The sequence below is a fragment of the Arthrobacter sp. A2-55 genome (assembly GCF_025548615.1).
Lineage (GTDB): Bacteria > Actinomycetota > Actinomycetes > Actinomycetales > Micrococcaceae > Specibacter > Specibacter silviterrae.
In genome coordinates this window covers 1-17,137 of the sequence record NZ_JAJLOZ010000089.1, presented here as the reverse complement: position 1 = coordinate 17,137, position 17,137 = coordinate 1, and the positions used below count along the sequence as shown (strand labels likewise).

General features: G+C 65.8%; 14 protein-coding genes, 1 tRNA gene and 1 pseudogene. 8 read left to right on the top strand and 8 right to left on the bottom strand.

Going from position 1 to position 17,137, the window contains the following annotated elements; all coding sequences use genetic code 11:
• Window positions 1–26: 26 nt before the first annotated feature.
• From LPN03_RS18620 to LPN03_RS18600, 5 genes are all read right to left on the bottom strand, one after another.
• Complete coding sequence (locus tag LPN03_RS18620) at window positions 27–671, bottom strand: dihydrofolate reductase family protein (RefSeq protein WP_165183762.1); 645 nt, start codon at window positions 669–671, stop codon at window positions 27–29.
• Between the two features lie 148 nt (window positions 672–819).
• Window positions 820–1,587 carry an amino acid ABC transporter ATP-binding protein gene (locus tag LPN03_RS18615; RefSeq protein WP_165183094.1) on the bottom strand — a complete coding sequence of 256 codons (768 nt, stop codon included), beginning with the start codon at window positions 1,585–1,587 and terminating at the stop codon, window positions 820–822.
• Window positions 1,584–2,576: an amino acid ABC transporter permease gene (locus tag LPN03_RS18610; protein WP_262455455.1), complete on the bottom strand. Its 993-nt coding sequence runs from the start codon at window positions 2,574–2,576 to the stop codon at window positions 1,584–1,586. Before LPN03_RS18610 ends, LPN03_RS18615 begins: the two co-directional genes overlap by 4 nt.
• 8 nt (window positions 2,577–2,584) lie before the next feature.
• Window positions 2,585–3,571 (bottom strand): ABC transporter substrate-binding protein, encoded by a 987-nt coding sequence (locus LPN03_RS18605; RefSeq protein WP_240902280.1) that lies wholly within the window; start codon window positions 3,569–3,571, stop codon window positions 2,585–2,587.
• A gap of 83 nt (window positions 3,572–3,654) precedes the next feature.
• Complete coding sequence (locus tag LPN03_RS18600) at window positions 3,655–5,274, bottom strand: amidohydrolase (RefSeq protein WP_262455454.1); 1,620 nt, start codon at window positions 5,272–5,274, stop codon at window positions 3,655–3,657.
• Window positions 5,275–5,430: 156 nt separating this feature from the next.
• On the opposite strand from LPN03_RS18600, the gene LPN03_RS18595 reads away from it, so the two are divergent.
• From LPN03_RS18595 to LPN03_RS18580, 4 genes are all read left to right on the top strand, one after another.
• Window positions 5,431–6,351 (top strand): LysR family transcriptional regulator, encoded by a 921-nt coding sequence (locus tag LPN03_RS18595; protein ID WP_165183092.1) that lies wholly within the window; start codon window positions 5,431–5,433, stop codon window positions 6,349–6,351.
• Between the two features lie 281 nt (window positions 6,352–6,632).
• Complete coding sequence (locus LPN03_RS18590) at window positions 6,633–7,361, top strand: hypothetical protein (RefSeq protein ID WP_165183091.1); 729 nt, start codon at window positions 6,633–6,635, stop codon at window positions 7,359–7,361.
• A 16-nt stretch (window positions 7,362–7,377) separates the two neighbouring features.
• Window positions 7,378–9,363: a histidine kinase gene (locus LPN03_RS18585; RefSeq protein ID WP_262455453.1), complete on the top strand. Its 1,986-nt coding sequence runs from the start codon at window positions 7,378–7,380 to the stop codon at window positions 9,361–9,363.
• Window positions 9,360–10,007: a response regulator gene (locus LPN03_RS18580; protein WP_165183089.1), complete on the top strand. Its 648-nt coding sequence runs from the start codon at window positions 9,360–9,362 to the stop codon at window positions 10,005–10,007. The genes LPN03_RS18585 and LPN03_RS18580 overlap by 4 nt, the downstream gene beginning before the upstream one ends.
• 356 nt (window positions 10,008–10,363) lie before the next feature.
• On the opposite strand, the gene LPN03_RS18575 is transcribed toward LPN03_RS18580, so the two are convergent.
• Window positions 10,364–10,437 (bottom strand) — tRNA-Thr (locus tag LPN03_RS18575).
• Between the two features lie 146 nt (window positions 10,438–10,583).
• Window positions 10,584–11,480 carry a DsbA family protein gene (locus tag LPN03_RS18570; RefSeq protein WP_262455451.1) on the bottom strand — a complete coding sequence of 299 codons (897 nt, stop codon included), beginning with the start codon at window positions 11,478–11,480 and terminating at the stop codon, window positions 10,584–10,586.
• A gap of 194 nt (window positions 11,481–11,674) precedes the next feature.
• Here LPN03_RS18570 and LPN03_RS18565 point away from each other — a divergent pair, with 194 nt between their 5' ends.
• The 4 genes from LPN03_RS18565 to LPN03_RS18550 all read left to right on the top strand — a co-directional run bounded on the left by LPN03_RS18565 (window position 11,675) and on the right by LPN03_RS18550 (window position 16,746).
• Window positions 11,675–13,138, top strand: a complete 1,464-nt coding sequence (locus tag LPN03_RS18565; protein WP_205678217.1) for a trehalose-6-phosphate synthase — start codon at window positions 11,675–11,677, stop codon at window positions 13,136–13,138.
• The gene (gene otsB / locus LPN03_RS18560) at window positions 13,128–13,925 is read left to right on the top strand and encodes a trehalose-phosphatase (RefSeq protein ID WP_262455450.1); all 798 of its coding nucleotides are present in this window, start codon (window positions 13,128–13,130) and stop codon (window positions 13,923–13,925) included. The genes LPN03_RS18565 and otsB overlap by 11 nt, the downstream gene beginning before the upstream one ends.
• Window positions 13,926–14,087: 162 nt before the next feature.
• Window positions 14,088–15,188, top strand: coding sequence for an ABC transporter ATP-binding protein (locus tag LPN03_RS18555; RefSeq protein ID WP_165182164.1), 1,101 nt, complete (start codon window positions 14,088–14,090; stop codon window positions 15,186–15,188).
• A 190-nt stretch (window positions 15,189–15,378) separates the two neighbouring features.
• Window positions 15,379–16,746: a DUF4032 domain-containing protein gene (locus tag LPN03_RS18550; protein ID WP_165183713.1), complete on the top strand. Its 1,368-nt coding sequence runs from the start codon at window positions 15,379–15,381 to the stop codon at window positions 16,744–16,746.
• Between the two features lie 105 nt (window positions 16,747–16,851).
• On the opposite strand, the pseudogene LPN03_RS18545 reads toward LPN03_RS18550, so the two are convergent.
• Window positions 16,852–17,137, bottom strand: a pseudogene (locus LPN03_RS18545) (hypothetical protein); the annotation flags it as partial.

Genomic DNA, 17,137 nt, shown 5'->3' with positions numbered 1-17,137 from the left:
CGTAAAGCCATCAGCCTCCGGGCGCCCTATTCGCGCCGGAAAGTGACATGGATGATGCCGCTCTCGGCAACCTCTGACGTGACGGTGCGGCCGGACTCGAGTTCGCGGAGATCCTCCCAGAGGCGGATGCCGCGGCCCAGGAGAATGGGGGTGATGGCCACGTGGAGCTGGTCAATGAGGCCAGCCTTCAGGAAGTCGCGGACCACAGTTGCTCCGCCGCCAATCCGCACATCCTTGCCGCCGGCCGCGTCCTGCGCACGTGCCAGCACCTCGGCCGGGGTGGCGGAGAGAAATTCAAAGGTGGTGCCGCCCGCCATCTCGATTTTTGGCCGTTCCGAGTGCGTGAGCACAAAAACGGGCACGCGGAAAGGCGGTTCGTCGCCCCACCAGCCCCGCCAATCGGCGTCGTCGGGGTAGTTGTGGAGCCCAAACATGCCGGCGCCCATGATCTCGGCGCCCACCTCGGCAAAGTAGGCCTGGGCGTAGCGGTCGTCGACTCCGGTGGTCCCCTCGCCGCTCTCATCGTGGAGCACCCGCTCGCGGAAGGTGCGCGTTGAAACGTAGGCGTCCACCAGCCTGCCCCAGTCCAGGCCGAAAGGGTTCTCGGGGGTTTGGTCCGTAGTGGTGGCGTACCCGTCAAGCGAGATGTTCAGGTCGGCTCGGACTGTCATCGCTGCTCCTTCGTAAGTGACTGCAACATGCATTCACTGTAGTTCGGGAGGGGAATGCGGGGAAGAACCGGCGCCGGGCAGCCTTCGCGCCACGATGGGCGGGAAGGCTGCCCGGCTGAATGGGTGGAGCCACTTGTTTGGCCTCCTTTTAGAGCACCTTGGCCAAAAACGCCTTGGTCCGATCGCGCTGCGGGTTGCCCAGCACAGCGGCTGGGCTGCCGGATTCAACAATGACACCGGCGTCGAAGAAGTGGACGGTGTCCGCCACTTCGCGGGCAAATCCCATCTCATGCGTCACCACCACCATGGTCATCCCCTGGCGAGCCAGCTCCTTCATGGCTTCCAGGACCTCGTCAACAAGTTCCGGGTCCAGGGCGCTCGTGGGCTCGTCGAAGAGCATGATCTCCGGATCCATGGCCAGGGCCCGGGCGATCGCCACGCGCTGCTGCTGGCCGCCGGAGAGCTGGTGCGGTCGCTTGTGCGCATGCTGCGCCAGGCCCACCCGGGCCAGTTCCTCGCGCGCCCTGGCCTTGGCTGCAGACTTGCCCATGCCGCGTACCTGGACCAGGGCGCAGGCCACGTTCTCCTCGGCGCTGAGGTGGCCGAAAAGGTTGAAGCGCTGGAATACCATGCCGATCCTGGACCGGAACCGGGCAAACTGCTTCGTGTTCCATTCGTGGTAGCGGCCGCCCTTGTATTCGTACCCCACATGGCGGTCCTCCACCAGTAGCGTCCCGTCGTCGTAGGACTCCAGGGCATTGAGGCAGCGCAGGAACGTGGACTTGCCGGAGCCGGAGGGCCCCACGATGCAGCTGACCTCCCCGGCCCGGACTGTGAAGTCCACACCGGCCAGCACCAGGTGGTCGCCGTAGGACTTGGTCACCCCGCGCGCTTCTACGTGTAATTTTTCGCTCATGACAGGTCCTTCCCGGCCTTGATGGAATCGTCTGCCGTCAGCGTGGCGGGCACGGGGCCCGCCGCAGGCGACGCGGATCGTTTGAGCAGGGCCCGCTGCACCAGTCCGGGCCGCCGCACAAGGCGCACCGCCTCGGCACCATAACGGGCCTCCAGCTTGGACTGGAAGAACGTGGCAATGGCCGTCATGGCCATGTACCAGAGCGAGGCCACGATCAGCAGTTCCATGATCAAGTTGTTTTGCTTGTAAATCTGGCTCGCATTGGTCATCAGGTCGTTGCCCGCCACCACGTAAACGAGTGAGGTGGTTTTCAGCATGGAAATGAATTCGTTGCCCGTGGGCGGGATGATGATGCGCATGGCCTGGGGCAGGACGATGACCCGCATGCGCTTCACCGGAGTCATGCCCAAGGCGTAGGCTGCTTCCGTCTGGCCCTTGTCCACAGCCTGGATGCCGGCCCGGACCGTCTCGGCAAAGTAGGCGGCAAGGTTTAGGCCAAGGCCCAGCAGAGCGGAGTTGAAACCCGTCATCACATCATTGGTGTTCCACCACATGCCAATGTTCGTGAAGGGAATCTGGAGGACCAGCCGGGGAAACAGGAACGCCAGGTTGTACCAAAAGATGAGCTGGACCAGCACCGGAGTGCCCCTGAAGAACCAAATGTAAAGCGTGGACAGCCAGTTCAGCACCGGGTTGAGGGAGAGCTTCATGATGGCCAGCACGATTCCCAGCACCAGGCCCAGGATGGTGGCCAGTACGGAGACGGTGAGTGTGATCCAGATGCCATCGATGATCTTCGGAAAGAAGAGATACTCGGCCACCTTGTCCCAGCGGATGTTGGGGTTGGTGGCGAGTGTGGACAGAAGCCAGGCGAACACGGCAAGGGCCAGGGCCCCGACAATCCAGCGGTCTCGATGTTTGAGTGCGACGACGGGCACCGGGGTCCCCTCTGGTCCGCTCAGTTGCCTGGGCCGGGTGGGCTTAGCCACGGGAGTGCCTATTTGCCGTCATTGACGGCGGCCGTGCCAACCGTCATCTTGGAGACGTTCCAGGCATCGAGGATCTTGGCATAGCTGCCGTCGTCGATCAATGCCTGCAGCGCCTTGTGGACCGTATCAACCAGTTCCTTGTTTTCCGGTTTCATGGCAATGCCCCACGGGCTTTCGCCGCCCTTGATGGACACGGCATCAAGCGCACCGCCGGATGTCTGCGCGCGGTAGGCGGCCACGGGGTAGTCGTTGATACCTGCGTCGGCGCGGCCGTTGCGGACCTGGAGGATGGCTTCCTGGTCGCCGGCGAACTTCAGGATGTTCACGCCCTTGCTGCCTGCGGCCTTGCAGGCAGCGTCGAAGGATTCGGCCAGGCTCAGGGAGGAGCCGTTGTCCACGACGGCGATCGACTTGCCGCAGGCGGTGGACGGGTCGCCCATGCCTGCGGGGTTGCCGGCCTTGACCACCCAGCCGTTGCCTGAGCGGACGTAGTCCACGAATGTCACTGTCTTGCGGCGTTCGGCGTTGTCCGTCATGGACGACATGATCCAGTCATAGCGTCCCGTGGTGATGCCGGGGATTTGTGAATTGAAGTCCTCGTTGTTGATGGACAGGGGCACGCCCAATTTGTTGGCGATGGCCCGGCCGATCGAGGGATCCACGCCAATGAGTGTTTTACCATCGGTGGCGAACATTTCCATGGGCGGGTAGCCCTCGGATGTTGTCATCTTGATGCCCGCGCCCTGGATGGCTGCCGGCAGGGCGGCCGTCAGCTTGGGATCGGCCTTGATCCCGTCGATCACGCTTTTGGCCAGGTCCTCGGACGGCGCCGGAGTGGCAGCGAAAGTAGCGCCGGCACTGTGTGCTGTCGGGCCGGCGTCGGCGAGGCTCTGACCGCCGCAGCCGGTCATGGCCAGGACGGCCAGCAGTGCGGTTGAGGCCAGCGCGCCGGTGCGCAGGCCCTTGGCGGGGATGCCGGACATGAATGTTTTCATGGTTGTTCTCCTTTGTGGTTGGGGCAGGGAATGGGTTGGGGCAGGAATGGGATGGGGAAATTTGTGCCTCGGGGGGCTTTTGCCTACAGCGTGCGGCGGTAGCGCACCACGCCGCCCACCGTGGTGGACTGCACGGGAATGTCGCGAAGCCCGGAGGTGGGCGCGGTGAAGGGATCTTCGGCCAGGGCGGTGAAGTCAGCCAGCATGCCAGGGCGCAGCCGCCCCTTGTGTGCTTCCTCGCCGGACGCGTAGGCGGCACCGGCTGTAAAGGCACCCACGGCCTCGGCCACCGTGACGCATTCGCCCGGCTGCCAGCCGCCGTCGGGCTGGTGGTTTCCGTTTTGCCGGGTGACGGCGGCATGGATGCCGAACATCGGGTCGGGATGCTCCACCGGCGCATCGGAACCAAACGCGGGGACGGCGCCGGCGTCAAGCAGCGAACGCCAGGCGTAGGAGGCCAGGTCACGCCCAGCCAGGAGAGTCGAGGCCAGCGGGATGTCCGTGGTGCAGTGGGTGGGCTGCATGGAGGGGACCACGCCGAGCCGGGCCATGCGGCCGATGTCGCCCGGGCGCAGGTGCTGGGCGTGTTCGATCCGGTGCCGCAGCCTGGAGGCGGGGCGCGTCAGGCTGGCCGGGGGGTCCAGGGGATGGCGTGCCAGATCGGCATAGGCGTCCAGCACCAGCTCGTTGGCACGGTCGCCGATCGCATGGGTGGCGACGGCAATGCCGGCCCCCGCCGCGCGGCGCACCAGTTCACGCAGCTCCCCGTAGGGGATCACCTCGATCCCCCTGTTGCCGTCCTCGCCGGGGAACGGGGCGGTCATGTGGCAGCTGTGGGAGCCCAGGGCACCGTCGGAGAACAGCTTGACGGGGCCGGTGCGGAGCCATGCGTCGCCGTCGCCCGTGGCCCTGCCCTCGTCGATCGCCTGGTCCAGGGCCGTCATCGGGATCGCCTTGTGCACGCGGATTTGCAGCTGCCCGGACTCGCGCATGTCGGCATAGGCGGCGCGAGCATCCTCGCCGTCGAAGTCGTGGACGCCCGTCAGGCCCGCTGCCAGGAGGCGGTGCTGTGCGGTCAGCAGCTGGGCCCGAAGGTCTCCGGCTTCGGCACTGTGCATGATGTCCGCCAGCTTGTCCCCGGCCGCTTCGCGCAGGATGCCGGTGGGTTCGCCGTGGGCGTCGCGCACGATCTCCCCGCCCACGGGATCAGGGGTGGAGCGGTCAATGCCGACGGCGGCGAGGGCGGCGGAGTTGGCCCAGATGGTGTGCCCGTCAATGCTGGGAAGGGCTGCCGGACGGCCGGCGGTGACGGCGTCGAGCTCGCGGCGGTTCGGCTGGACCGGAGCGGCCCAGGCGTTGAAGTCCCAGCGCCCGCCGAAGACCCAGGAACCTGCCGGGACCCCGTCGCTGTAAACGCGCACCCGTTCCAGTGCTTCTTCGAGACTGCCGGTGCCGCGCAGGTCCAGGGCCGCGATTTCGCGGGCCAGGTTGGCCGTGTGAATGTGCGCGTCGGTCAGCCCGGGAATGACAGTGGCGCCGTCGAGGTCAACGATTTCCACGGGGCCCGACGCATGGGCGGACAGCTCCTCTCGCCGGCCGAGCGCCACGATCCGCTCGCCGCGGGTCAGCACGGCCTGCACCTGGGGCTCCGGGGCCCAGAGGGTGTGAAACCGTGCGTTGACAAAGAGCCGTTGTTCAAGCATTCCTAATCCTTTGTATTGCAGTGCGAGGTGAACGTGCGGCACAACGGGCGCCTTTGTGGGGTGGGTTGCAGCGACCTAATCAACAGTAAAAGAAAAACGGCCGCATATGATGTGAACCACAAGGACCGTTCACGTGACTCACTTCAAGGAAAACTTATGCTCAATCTGGTTCACCTACGCACGCTCGTTGAAGTCGTCAGGCTCGGCTCCTTCACGGCCGCCGGGAACCGGCTCGGTTACACGGCCTCAGCCGTGTCCCAGCAAATGTCGGCACTGGAGAAGGCAAGCAACGTCCGCTTGTTTGTGCGCAGCGCACGCAGCGTCCACCCGACCCAGGCCGCCCACGCCATGGGCCAGCAGGCGTTGAAGCTGCTCCGCGACGCGGACAACCTGCTGGCAGCCGGCAAGGCGGCGGGCGGCGGCGCCGTGCGCGAATTGCGCGTTGGCGCATTTCCTTCGGTGGCCATGTTTGTGGTGTCACAGATCGTGAAATTGCCGCATTGGCGTGATCCCTGCGTCCAGGTGAACATCTCGATCGGCGAGCCCAGCGCCGTCGTCCCGGGCCTTCGTGTTGGCGGCGAGCTCGACGTCGGAATTGTCTACCATGTCGGGGAGTCCGGGCTGGCCCTGCCGCAGGGCGTGAGCCGGCACTGGCTGGGCGAGGACCCGTACAAGGTGGTGGTGCCGGCCGGCTGGGGCTTCCAGCCGGGCTCGCGCCTGGGCGTGGAAGAACTGTATGACGTCCCGTGGATCCTGCATGTGCGCGGGTCCAGCGACGCGAACATCTTTGACTTCGTCCTGGCCAATGCGGGGCTGCATCCCCGGGTGGTGGCGTCCAGCGACGACTTCAACGTGACGTTGCGCATGGTGGCCGCGGGGCATGGCGTGGCCATGGTGCCAGAGCTGGCCATGGCCGAGTGTCCGGACGGTGCCGTGGTGGTGGAGGTTCCAGAGCTTGCGCTCACCCGCAAGCTCATGGCGCTGTGTGCCGAGGACGCGCCCATGGACCTGGCGGAGGAATTCGTCGAGGCACTGCGAAACGCTGATGAATTCCGCAGGATTGAGGGCGGATCTTGAAATGCCAATTGACTGCCGCATGTCCACCAACGGCGAGGCGGGAAAGCTGCGTAGTTTGAGGAAATCCCGGGGCACGCCAGGCGCAAGCTCTGCCTGAGCGGCCCGCCGGTCACTGTCGGGGCGAACGTGTCGATGGGTGCCGCCGCTGGAAATGACGACGACGGCGGCCGGGAACCCTGGTTGCCCGGCGGAAGTCGGGACCGGGGTCACTTCCGGCCGGGACGCTGCCGGCGGCACGATGGATCCCATCAGAGGGCAAGCTACCCACAAGGGAGAACATCATGGACATCACCGCACCGAGCCCGGCACCGACGGCATCCGCGGGCAGGCGCACTCGTCGCCAGCTCGAATCCGTGGCGGGCAGCTGGCCGATCGGAGTGAAGATCACGGCAAGCGCCGTCGTCATCGGCGCCTTTGCGGCGCAATTGGTCAATCGCTCCCTGCTCGATATGAGCCAGGGGTACGTCAGCGTGTTTCAGGAGGTGCCGAGCAATCCCGGGGCCGCGAATGTGTCAGTCATTGCCGGCATGTTCGCGCCGGCGCTCCTCCTCGGTTCCGTCCTGATTTGGTTCCGGCTGAGCAGGGAACGAAGCCGCGTTGCCGCTTGGATCAGCCTGATCAGCGGCGTGCTGGCGTTCACCTGCCTGCCCCTGATGATGGGCTTCTCGGTGTCGGCATTCGCACTCGCCCAGGCACACCTGGGGACACAGGCAGCTGCAGATGCACTCTCTGGCTACGCCGGCCCGCCTGCCGTACTGCTGTTCATTGTCTTCAACAATGCGTCAATGCTCACCATTTTTGCGGCGGCCTGGGCGTTGTGGCGGTCGCATTCAGTGTCTCGGGCGGCTGTCGTCCTGCTTGCGCTGTTCATGGTGGGCGACATCGTTGGAGTTCTCCCGTTCGATGCGCACTATATTGGCCTGGCGGCGGCCGTCCTGATGGCAGTCTCGTTCTTCACGGCCCCCGCGCCGTTCCGCGCCAAGGGCACCGAGACTATCATCGAGCCATGATGGTCAGGACCTCCCGATGAGGCTTCGGCGCGGCACCCCGGCCGCTGTCGCAACGGCACTCGCCGTTCTGGCAGCGACCGAGGTGGCCCTTTTCGTCGTGCTGGTCGGGGCGGATGGGCGCGAGTGGCTCGCCTTGGCGACCGGGAACGGGCTGACCACCGCCGCCATCGCAATACCGTACGCCGCCGTCGGCGCCATGGTCCTCCGCCGGGATGAACGGCACGCGCTGGGCTGGATCTTCGTAGCGCTGGGCCAGTTGACGGCCGCAGCAACCCTGTCCGGGGTTTGGATGGACCGTGGGCTTGCGCCGCACGGACTGGCTGTCGCCCTCTCGGCATACCTCTGGGTGCCGGCGTTGCTGGTGGAGATCTCAACCCTGACCCTTTATTTCCCCGATGGACGGCTTCCGTCGGACCGGTGGCGGCCCGTTGCGTGGGTCGCCTGGTCGGTGGTGGGCGTCGGCAGCGCCGGGAGGGTGCTCATCGGGCCGCCCTTGGAAGAATCGGATACCGCGGTGCCCAATCCGGTGACCATTGCCGGGATCGACCCGGCACTGTCCCTGTCCATTTTCATTGGGCTGATCATTCTCGCCGTCGCGTGTTTCGTCGCGGGGTTTGTCGGCGTCACCATTCGCACTTTGCGGGGTCCGCGAAGCAGGCGCGCCCCGCTGTGGTGGATGTCCGGCGCATTTGCCGCGACAGTGGTCGGCGGACTGCTGGGCCCAATCCCGAACCTGGTGGGGTCGCTCGCCATGCCCTTCGGCCTGGGCATCGCAACACTGCGGTACGGCCTGTACGACGGCGACCGCTGGCGTGGGCGCACCGCGATCCACGGCATCGCGGCAGTAACCGTCATCGTGGCGGTCGCTGTGCCAATCGGAATCTTTGCCGCCCAACTCGCCGGTGGAACTGCGGGTGCGGTGCTGGCCGCCGTCGTGGTTGGCCTGGGATTCGCACCGGCACAACAATGGTCGCGCAGGGTTGTCGACCGCCTGTTCTACGGCGATCGGATGCAGCCGTATGCGGCACTGTCCAGGCTTGGCCAGCGCCTGGAAAATGCACTGTCTCCGGAGGAGGTGCTGCCCGCGCTGGTGACCACGGTGGGCAGGTCCCTGCATTTGCCGTACGCGGCCCTCACGCTGGCCGGAGACGACGAACCTGCGGCAGTGTTTGGACGGCGCGGGGCACACACCGAGTGTCTGGCGCTGGTGCATGGAGGCAAACGCGTGGGTGAGCTGGAAGTCGGTGTCCCGCCCGGGCAGCGTGTCCTCGATGCCGGCGACCAGGCCCTCCTGAGGGACCTGGCGGCACAATCCGGGGCCGCTGTTGGCGCGGTCCTCTTGAACCGCGAACTGGTCAGGTCGCGTGAGCAGCTGGTGATGGCCCGTGAGGAAGAACGGCGGCGCATCCGGCGGGACCTGCACGATGGGCTGGGACCAACGCTCGCCGGGGTGGCACTGGGACTCGACGCGGCGCACCGTGCCGCCGTGCGTTCCGGCCTGGCTGACGGGCTGGGCCTTGACGCCATCCACAGCGACGTGGAGCAGGGGCTCGATGACCTCAAGCGTGTAGTGGCCAGGCTCCGCCCGGCCGCGCTTGACGACATCGGGCTCATTGAATCGCTGCGCGACTACGCGTCGGTCCTGACCGGGTCCGGGCGCATCCTAGTCGCCGTCGACTGCCCGGAATCGCTGCCGGAGCTGCCGGCCGCCGTTGAGGCAGCAGCCTATTTTGTGGCGCGGGAAGCCATGAACAACGCCGCACGGCACTCGCAGGGCAGCCGCTGCCTCGTCAGCGTGGGTTTCGCCGACGGGCTGGACGTTCGGGTCACGGATGACGGCCGCGGAATCGGAGTGGCGGGTTCGGGCGTAGGCGTTGGCGGCCCGGGGGTAGGTCTTGGATCGATGGCGGAGCGGGCGGGTGAGCTGGGCGGCAACTGCACGATTGAACCACTCGCTGCCGGCGGCACCTGCGTGCACGCCCGGATTCCGGTGCACTCATGAGCGGACCAATCCATGTGGTCATTGTGGACGACCATCCGGTTTATCGGAGGGGCCTTGCTGCCGCGCTTGCGGACGACGCCGGCATCGAGCTGGTAGGTGAAGCCGGAACCGGCGAGGAAGCTTGCGAGCTGGTTGACGGGCTGGAGCGTGTGGAGGTGGTGCTCATGGACCTGCACATGGAGGGCATGGGCGGGATAGTTGCGACGGCGGCCCTGCACAAGTCGCATCCGGATGTTGCCGTGCTGGTGCTGACCATGTCATCGTCCGACGAGAGCGTCGACGCCGCGCTGCGGGCCGGTGCGCGTGGTTATCTTGTCAAGGGCGCGAACCAGGAGAGGATCATCTCGGCCGTCCGTTCGGTGGCCGCCGGTGAACTGGTTGTTGGCGCCGATGTTGCCCGCCGGGTCTCATCGACGCTGTCCGCCCTGCCTTTGCATGTTGGGGCATTCCCTGCGCTGACTGGCCGGGAGCGCGAAGTTCTGGAGCTGATGGCGCAGGGCTTCAACAACGACCGCATAGCCAGACACCTGTTCCTCTCGGAAAAGACGGTCCGCAACCACGCCTCGGTGATCTTCACAAAACTGGGAACCGGCAGCCGCGCTGAAGCGGTGGCCCGGGCGAGGGACGAAGGATTCGGGGTCTAACCCCCGATGCGCCGAGCATTTAGGAAGTGTGGTCTGTTCGCGGGCATTACGTCCCAGGCGCCGGCCGTGAGGCTGCTCACCGGTTATTGGAGTCGCCACCAGTTCCACTGCAGTGCGCGTAAATATCAATGAATGCCTGGACATTATGGGACGCGAATAACGTCGTCAAGCTCTGGCGCAAGGCCCTCGTCACGAGGTCGGTTCTTGCCTCGTTCAGTCCGAACAACACCGTTCACATACGCCAGAAACGAACGAGGAATGATGAAAATGGAGGCCCATTGTGGAGAGTTAAGTTGAAATGGCCCCGATTCGGGGCCATTCACACGTCCAAGAACCGCTAGATTCCGGGCTTTCTGGGCCCCCTGTCGGATTCGAACCGACGACCCCCGCTTTACAAGAGCGGTGCTCTGGCCAGCTGAGCTAAGGAGGCAGACGCAATCAAGCGCTAGACAAGGTTACCGTAGGAGCCGCCGGAAAATGAAAACCGGCCCCTGCGCGGGATGCGCAGGGGCCGGAAGCCACGGGCAGCTGGATCAGCAGGGCCAGCCAGAGGGCGCCGCCCCCAACAAGAACCCTCTACTTCTTCGCAGCTAAAATCGCGTTCGCGAAGTCCGTGAACGTTCCGGTGGAATACTGCTTGCCATCCATGAACACGGTGGGCGTGCCGTTGATGCCGTGGCCGGTGGCCAGCGCACTGGTGTACTCAACGTACGGGCGGTACGTCTTTGCATCAACGCAGCTGCCAATGTCGGCAGACCCCGCATCCGTCGCCATCTTCTTCAGCGTGGCATTGTCCAGCCCCTTGCTGTTTTCAGCCGGCTGGTCTGCAAACAGCGCATCCACGAATGCCTTGTACTTGTCCGGCGAGGTGTTCGCCACGCAGGCCGCCGCCGCCGCCGCACGGGCCGAGTAGTTGGTCCCGGAGGAGAAGCGGTTCAGGAAGTTCAGGGGGCGGTATTCCACCGTAATCTTGCCCTCGTCCTGCCACGTCTTCAGCTGCGCGCCGTACGTCTTTTCAAATTCATTGCAATGCGGGCACAGGAAATCAAGGTAAATCACCGTCTGGACGGGCTGGCCGGAGGCCGACGCCTTGACGCCAATGGCATCCAGCCCCGTCGCCGCCGTCGCCTGGGCAGTGGGCTGGGCCGGCGCATTCTTAATGTCCACGGAGGCCTCGGTGGTGACCGGCTTGACCAGCGCCCCGTTCTTCCCAAACGTGATGCCGCCATAGGCATTCGTGTTTGCCGGCACGGGACCGGACGCGGCAATCGGCTCATTGTTGGCGTTGTTCTGAATGATCACCAGGGCAATAATGACCACAATGGCCACTGCCGCCGCCAGAACACCGCCACGGAGCAGCCAGCTGTTGCGCTTTTCCTTCTTCAGCTGGGCCTCGCGAATAATCCTGGCCTTTTCGCGGGCCTGGGCCGTTCGTTGGGCTTTCGTCAACCGTGGTTCGTTTTGGGGGCTCATAGTTCCTCAGGTCCGTGGGCATGGCCGAATGGCCGCGATAGCAACTAGTCAATAATCCTAAGGGACAAACCTTGGAGCCTGCTTGGCCACCCACCCCACACAGTCCACCCGCGCCCGCGCCCCACCCGCTAAGCTGACAATCAAGCTGACCTTTACCAGCCGCCTACGCATTGGAGCGACATTTGCCTGAGAAGTTGCAGACCCAGCAGCCTGTGAAAAGCGCGCCAGAGCCCCTCCACGGCCTCTCCGACTTTCTCGTCGTCTCCAACCGGCTACCCGTTGACCGTGTTTCCACCGACGACGGCGGCGACGGCTGGCGGCGCTCCCCCGGTGGCCTGGTCACCGCCCTGGCACCGGTCATGGCGTCCCGGGACGGCGCCTGGGTTGGGTGGCACGGCGCACCCGATGAGAACCTGGCCCCGTTCCACCACGAGAACATGGACCTCATCCCCGTCCCCCTCAGCAATGACGAAGTTGAACTGTATTACGAAGGCTTCTCCAACTCCACCCTGTGGCCGCTGTACCACGACGTCATCGCCCCTCCGGAATTCCACCGCACCTGGTGGGACGCCTACCGTAAAGTGAACAGGCGGTTCGCCGAGGCCGCCGCCGGCGCCGCCGCGCAGAACGCCACCGTGTGGGTCCAGGACTACCAGCTCCAGCTGGTGCCCCGCTACCTGCGCCAGCTCCGACCCGACCTGCGCATCGGCTTTTTCAACCACATCCCGTTCCCGCCCCCGGAAATCTTTGCCCAGCTGCCCTGGCGCCAGGCCATCATCAACGGACTCCTCGGCGCGGACCTGATCGGCTTCCAGCGCCCCGGCGACACCGCAAATTTCCTGCGCTCGGCCCGCCGTTTCCTGGGTGCCAGCGTCAAGGCCCAGCAGGTCCACGTGGGCGACGCCGACGGCGCCATCAGCCACATTGCCCGGGCAGAGCCGTTTCCCATCTCCATCGACGTGGGCCAGATCCAGGAACTGGCCGCGCGCCCGGACATCATTGCCCGCTCACAGCAAATCCGGGAGGACCTGGGCAACCCGAAGACCATCTTGCTCGGCGTGGACCGGTTGGACTACACCAAGGGCATCACGCACCGGCTCAAGGCCTACGGCGAACTCCTGCACGACGGCGTCATCAAGGTTGAGGACGCCGCCCTGATTCAGGTGGCCAGCCCCAGCCGCGAGCGCGTGGAGTCCTACCGGCTGCTGCGCGAGGAAGTCGAGGGCATGGTGGGCCGGCTCAACGGCCAGTTCGACACCATTTTGAACACTGCTGTCCGCTACCTACACCACAGCTACCCGGTGGAGGAGATGGTGGCCCTGTACCTGGCCTCCGACGTCATGCTGGTCACCTCCCTGCGCGACGGCATGAACCTGGTGGCCAAGGAGTATGTGGCCGCCCGCGCCGACAACACCGGGGCCCTGGTCCTCTCCGAATTCACTGGCGCCGCAGACCAGCTCAAGCAGGCACTGCTGGTCAATCCGCACGACATTGACGGATTAAAGGCCATCATCACGCGCGCGATCAACCTGCCGCCGCGGGAGGCCAGCCGCCGCATGCGCTCCATGCGCAAGCAAATCCTCGCCCACGACGTCCAGCGCTGGAGCAGTGACTTCCTGTCCACGCTGGCCAACGAGGCCGTGCGCGATGACCGCTGAGGCAGCAATCGATCCCCGGCTTGAGGATGCCGTGCTCCGCATTGCCCGCACCGACCGCCTGCTGGTGGCCATGGACTTTGACGGCACCATGTCCCCCCTGGTCTCCCGCGCCCAGGACGCCCGCCCGCTGCCTGCCGCTGCCGCAGCCTTTGCGGCCCTGGCCGGCCTGGAAGGAACGACGGCGGCACTCGTCTCGGGGCGCGCACTCGCGAGCCTGCGCGCCGTGGCGGCGCCCCCCGAACAGGCGCTGCTGGTGGGCAGCCACGGCGCCGAGGTGTGGCTAGGGCCCGATTCCCCTGGATTGGAACTGGACAACGAACAGGAGCTGGCCCTGCAACGGGCCGTGGCCAGCGTGCAAAAGGCGGTGGACGCCCACCCCGGGACGGTCCTGGAACGCAAGCCGGCCGGCGTCGTGCTTCACTACCGGCAGGCAGCAGCGCAAGCCGCGGCAGCCGCCGTCGCCGAAGTCCGCCAGGCCGCGGAGGGCCAGCCGGGATTGTTCCTCTCCGAGGGCAAAATGGTGCTGGAAATTTCGGTGGTCCGGGCCGACAAGGGCCAAAGCCTGGCCATGCTACGTGGGGTCACCCGCGCCACCGCCGTCATCTTCGCCGGGGATGACGTCACCGACGAGCACGGCTTTTCCGCACTGCACCACGGGGATGTGGGCATCAAGGTCGGCCCCGGGGACAGTTCAGCCCGGTTCCGGCTGGAATCCCCGCGGCAGCTCCCGGCCGTTTTGGAGCTCCTGGCAGCTGCCCGGGCCCGCTGGAAGCCTGCACCTGCGTAACAGTGACGCACACCACTGCCCCGATGTGTCATACTTCGTACATCGTCCCGCATCGCGCCCGGGTGGACTGCCCAGGCCAATGGCGGGACGAATAACTGAATAAAACAAACCATTCACTACGGATCGTTCGGCACGTACCTGCCGATGAAGGGAATTATTACTGTGGCTACAGTAACTTTCGACAACGCTACGCGTTTGTACCCGGGCACCACGAAGCCCGCTGTTGACAAGCTCAACATTGACATCGCCGATGGCGAATTCCTCGTCCTCGTTGGCCCCTCCGGTTGCGGAAAGTCCACCTCCCTGCGCATGCTCGCCGGCCTGGAAGACGTCAACTCCGGCCGGATCCTCATTGGCGACCGCGACGTCACCGACGTTCCGCCGAAGGACCGCGACATCGCCATGGTCTTCCAGAACTACGCGCTGTACCCGCACATGTCCGTGGCAGACAACATGGGCTTCGCCCTGAAGATCGCCGGCGTTTCCAAGGAAGAGCGCGCCACCCGCGTGAAGGAAGCCGCCAAGCTCCTTGATCTTGAGGCCTACCTTGACCGCAAGCCGAAGGCACTCTCCGGCGGCCAGCGTCAGCGCGTTGCCATGGGCCGCGCCATTGTCCGCAACCCGCAGGTCTTCCTCATGGATGAGCCGCTTTCCAACCTTGATGCCAAGCTCCGTGTGCAGACCCGCACCCAGATCGCATCCCTGACCCGCCGCCTGGGCGTCACCACCGTCTACGTGACCCACGACCAGGTCGAGGCCATGACCATGGGTGACCGCGTTGCCGTGCTCAAGGACGGCCTGCTGATGCAGGTTGACACCCCCCGCAACCTCTACGACACACCTAAGAACGTGTTCGTGGCCGGCTTCATCGGCTCCCCCGCCATGAACCTGCTGGAACTGCCCGTAGTGGACGGCGGCGTGAAGTTCGGCGGCGCCATCTACCCGGTCAAGTCCGACGTCCTCGGCGCAGCCGCGGGCAACACGGTCACCGTCGGTGTCCGCCCGGAAGACCTCGAAATCGTTGGCGCAGGCGAGGGCCTGGCTGTTGAGGCCGACGTCGTTGAGGAGTTGGGTGCCGATGCTTACGTTTACGGCCACGCCTCCATCGACGGCAACGAGCGCGACATGGTGGTCCGTGTTGACGGCCGCCGCCCACCGATGAAGGGCGACACCATCCACGTCCGCCCGCAGGTTGGCCACGTTCACCTGTTCGATGCCACCTCCGGCCTGCGCCTGGGCAACGAGAGCGTCGTCAGCAACTAACCCGGGGGTCGAGCGCGTCGAGACCCCGGCCCGGTGGTCGAGCAGCGAGCTCTGCGAGCGCGTCGAGACCCCGGCCCGGTGGTCGAGCAGCGAGCTCTGCGAGCGCGTCGAGACCCCGTGCGGCGCGGCTGCCTAGTGGATTCACCTCCACCAGGCAGCCGCGCCGCCCCGTTTAAGAGAGAATTGGCCCATGACTGACTCACCCGGCGCCCAGTGGAACCACGAGCCCACAGACTTCGAGCAAATAGGGAAGCTGCCGCGCCGCCCGGCCCCGCCGGCACAGGTCATGGGGTCCTTGAACATTACGGCCGCGGCCGCCGATCCGGGCCTGCTGGACCTGCCCTGGCACATCAGGCTGGAGGATTGGCCGCAGGCTAACCTGGCGGCCCTTCCCCGCGGCATCTCCCGGCACGTGGTGCGCTTTGCGCACCTTGACGGCTCGGTCATTGCCATCAAGGAAACCTCTGAGCACGTGGCCCGCCACGAATACCACATGCTGCGCAAGCTGGCCCGGCTGGACGTGCCCTGCGTGGAGCCCGTTGCCGTCATCACAGGCCGCACCACGGCCAACGGCGCCCCGCTGGATCCGGTGCTGGTCACCAGGCACCTGAAGTTCTCCCTGCCGTACCGTGCCCTGTTCTCCCAGAAGCTGCGCCGTGACACCCTGACCCGCCTCATCGACGCCCAGGCACTGCTGCTGGTCCGCCTCCACCTGGTGGGCTTCTATTGGGGCGACGTCTCGCTGTCCAACACGCTCTTCCGCCGCGACGCCGGCGCCTTTGCGGCCTATCTGGTGGATGCGGAAACGGGCGAGCTCTACCCGGACCTGTCCACCGGCCAGCGCGAATACGACCTTGAAATTGCCCGCGTCAACATTGCCGGGGAGCTCATGGACCTGCTTGAAGGCGGGCTCATCGAGGAGAAGGTGGACCCCGTGGCCACCAGCGAACTCATCATGGAAAGCTACCGTCGCCTGTGGGCCGAGCTCACGGAAAAGGAATCCTTCGAACTGGAGGACCGCTGGCGCGTGGGCGCCCGCATCCGCCGCCTGAACGAGCTGGGCTTCGACGTCGAGGAATACGCCATCAAGACCACCCCGGACGGCTCCACCATCCAGCTCCAGCCCAAGGTGGTCGACGCCGGCCACCACCAGCGCCGCCTGCTCCGCCTCACCGGCATTGACGCCCAGGAAAACCAGGCCCGCCGCCTGCTCAACGACATGGACTCGTTCCGGGCGGACTCCGGCACTGTGGTGGATGAGGAGATCAGTGCCCACAACTGGGTCAGCTCCATCTTTGAGCCGATTGTCCGGGCCATCCCGCGCGAGCTCGGCGGAAAGCTGGAACCGGCCGAGGTGGTCCACGAAGTGCTGGAGCACCGCTGGTATGTGTCGCAGCAGGAGGAGCGCAATGTGCCCCTCGCCGAGGCCGTGCAGTCCTACATTGACACGATCCTGCGCTACCGCCGCGACGAGGACGCCATCATGCTTTCCACCGACACGGCCACCATCAAGATGCTTGAGGGCGGCGTGCTGCCGGACAGCGACTTCGAAGACTGACGACGGCGACACGCGGGGCGCCTGGCCGGTGCCGGGCCGGTGTTGGGCCGGTGTTGGGCCCGTGCGGGGAGGCAGGCCGGACGGCTGCCGGACGGCTGACAGGGCTTACCCCCGGTGCTGGCCCCGCGTGCGCGTCATGGCGTAAATGCCCACGCCCAGCCCGGCAAGCACAGTCACGCCCAGGAGCATGACCATCCAGGTCATCAGCCCGAAGCCGTTCGAGGACGCCGCGGGGACGCTCAGCTCCGCCTTGCCGTTGGCGGCCGTGGTGTTGCCTTGGGCGCTGGCAGGAACAAACTCTGCGGGCGTCTCGGTGGAGACATAGGTGGGCCATGGCGTCTCGGAGGCCGTGGGAGCGGGCGCCGCGGTGGTCGCAGCCTCCGGTGCCGCC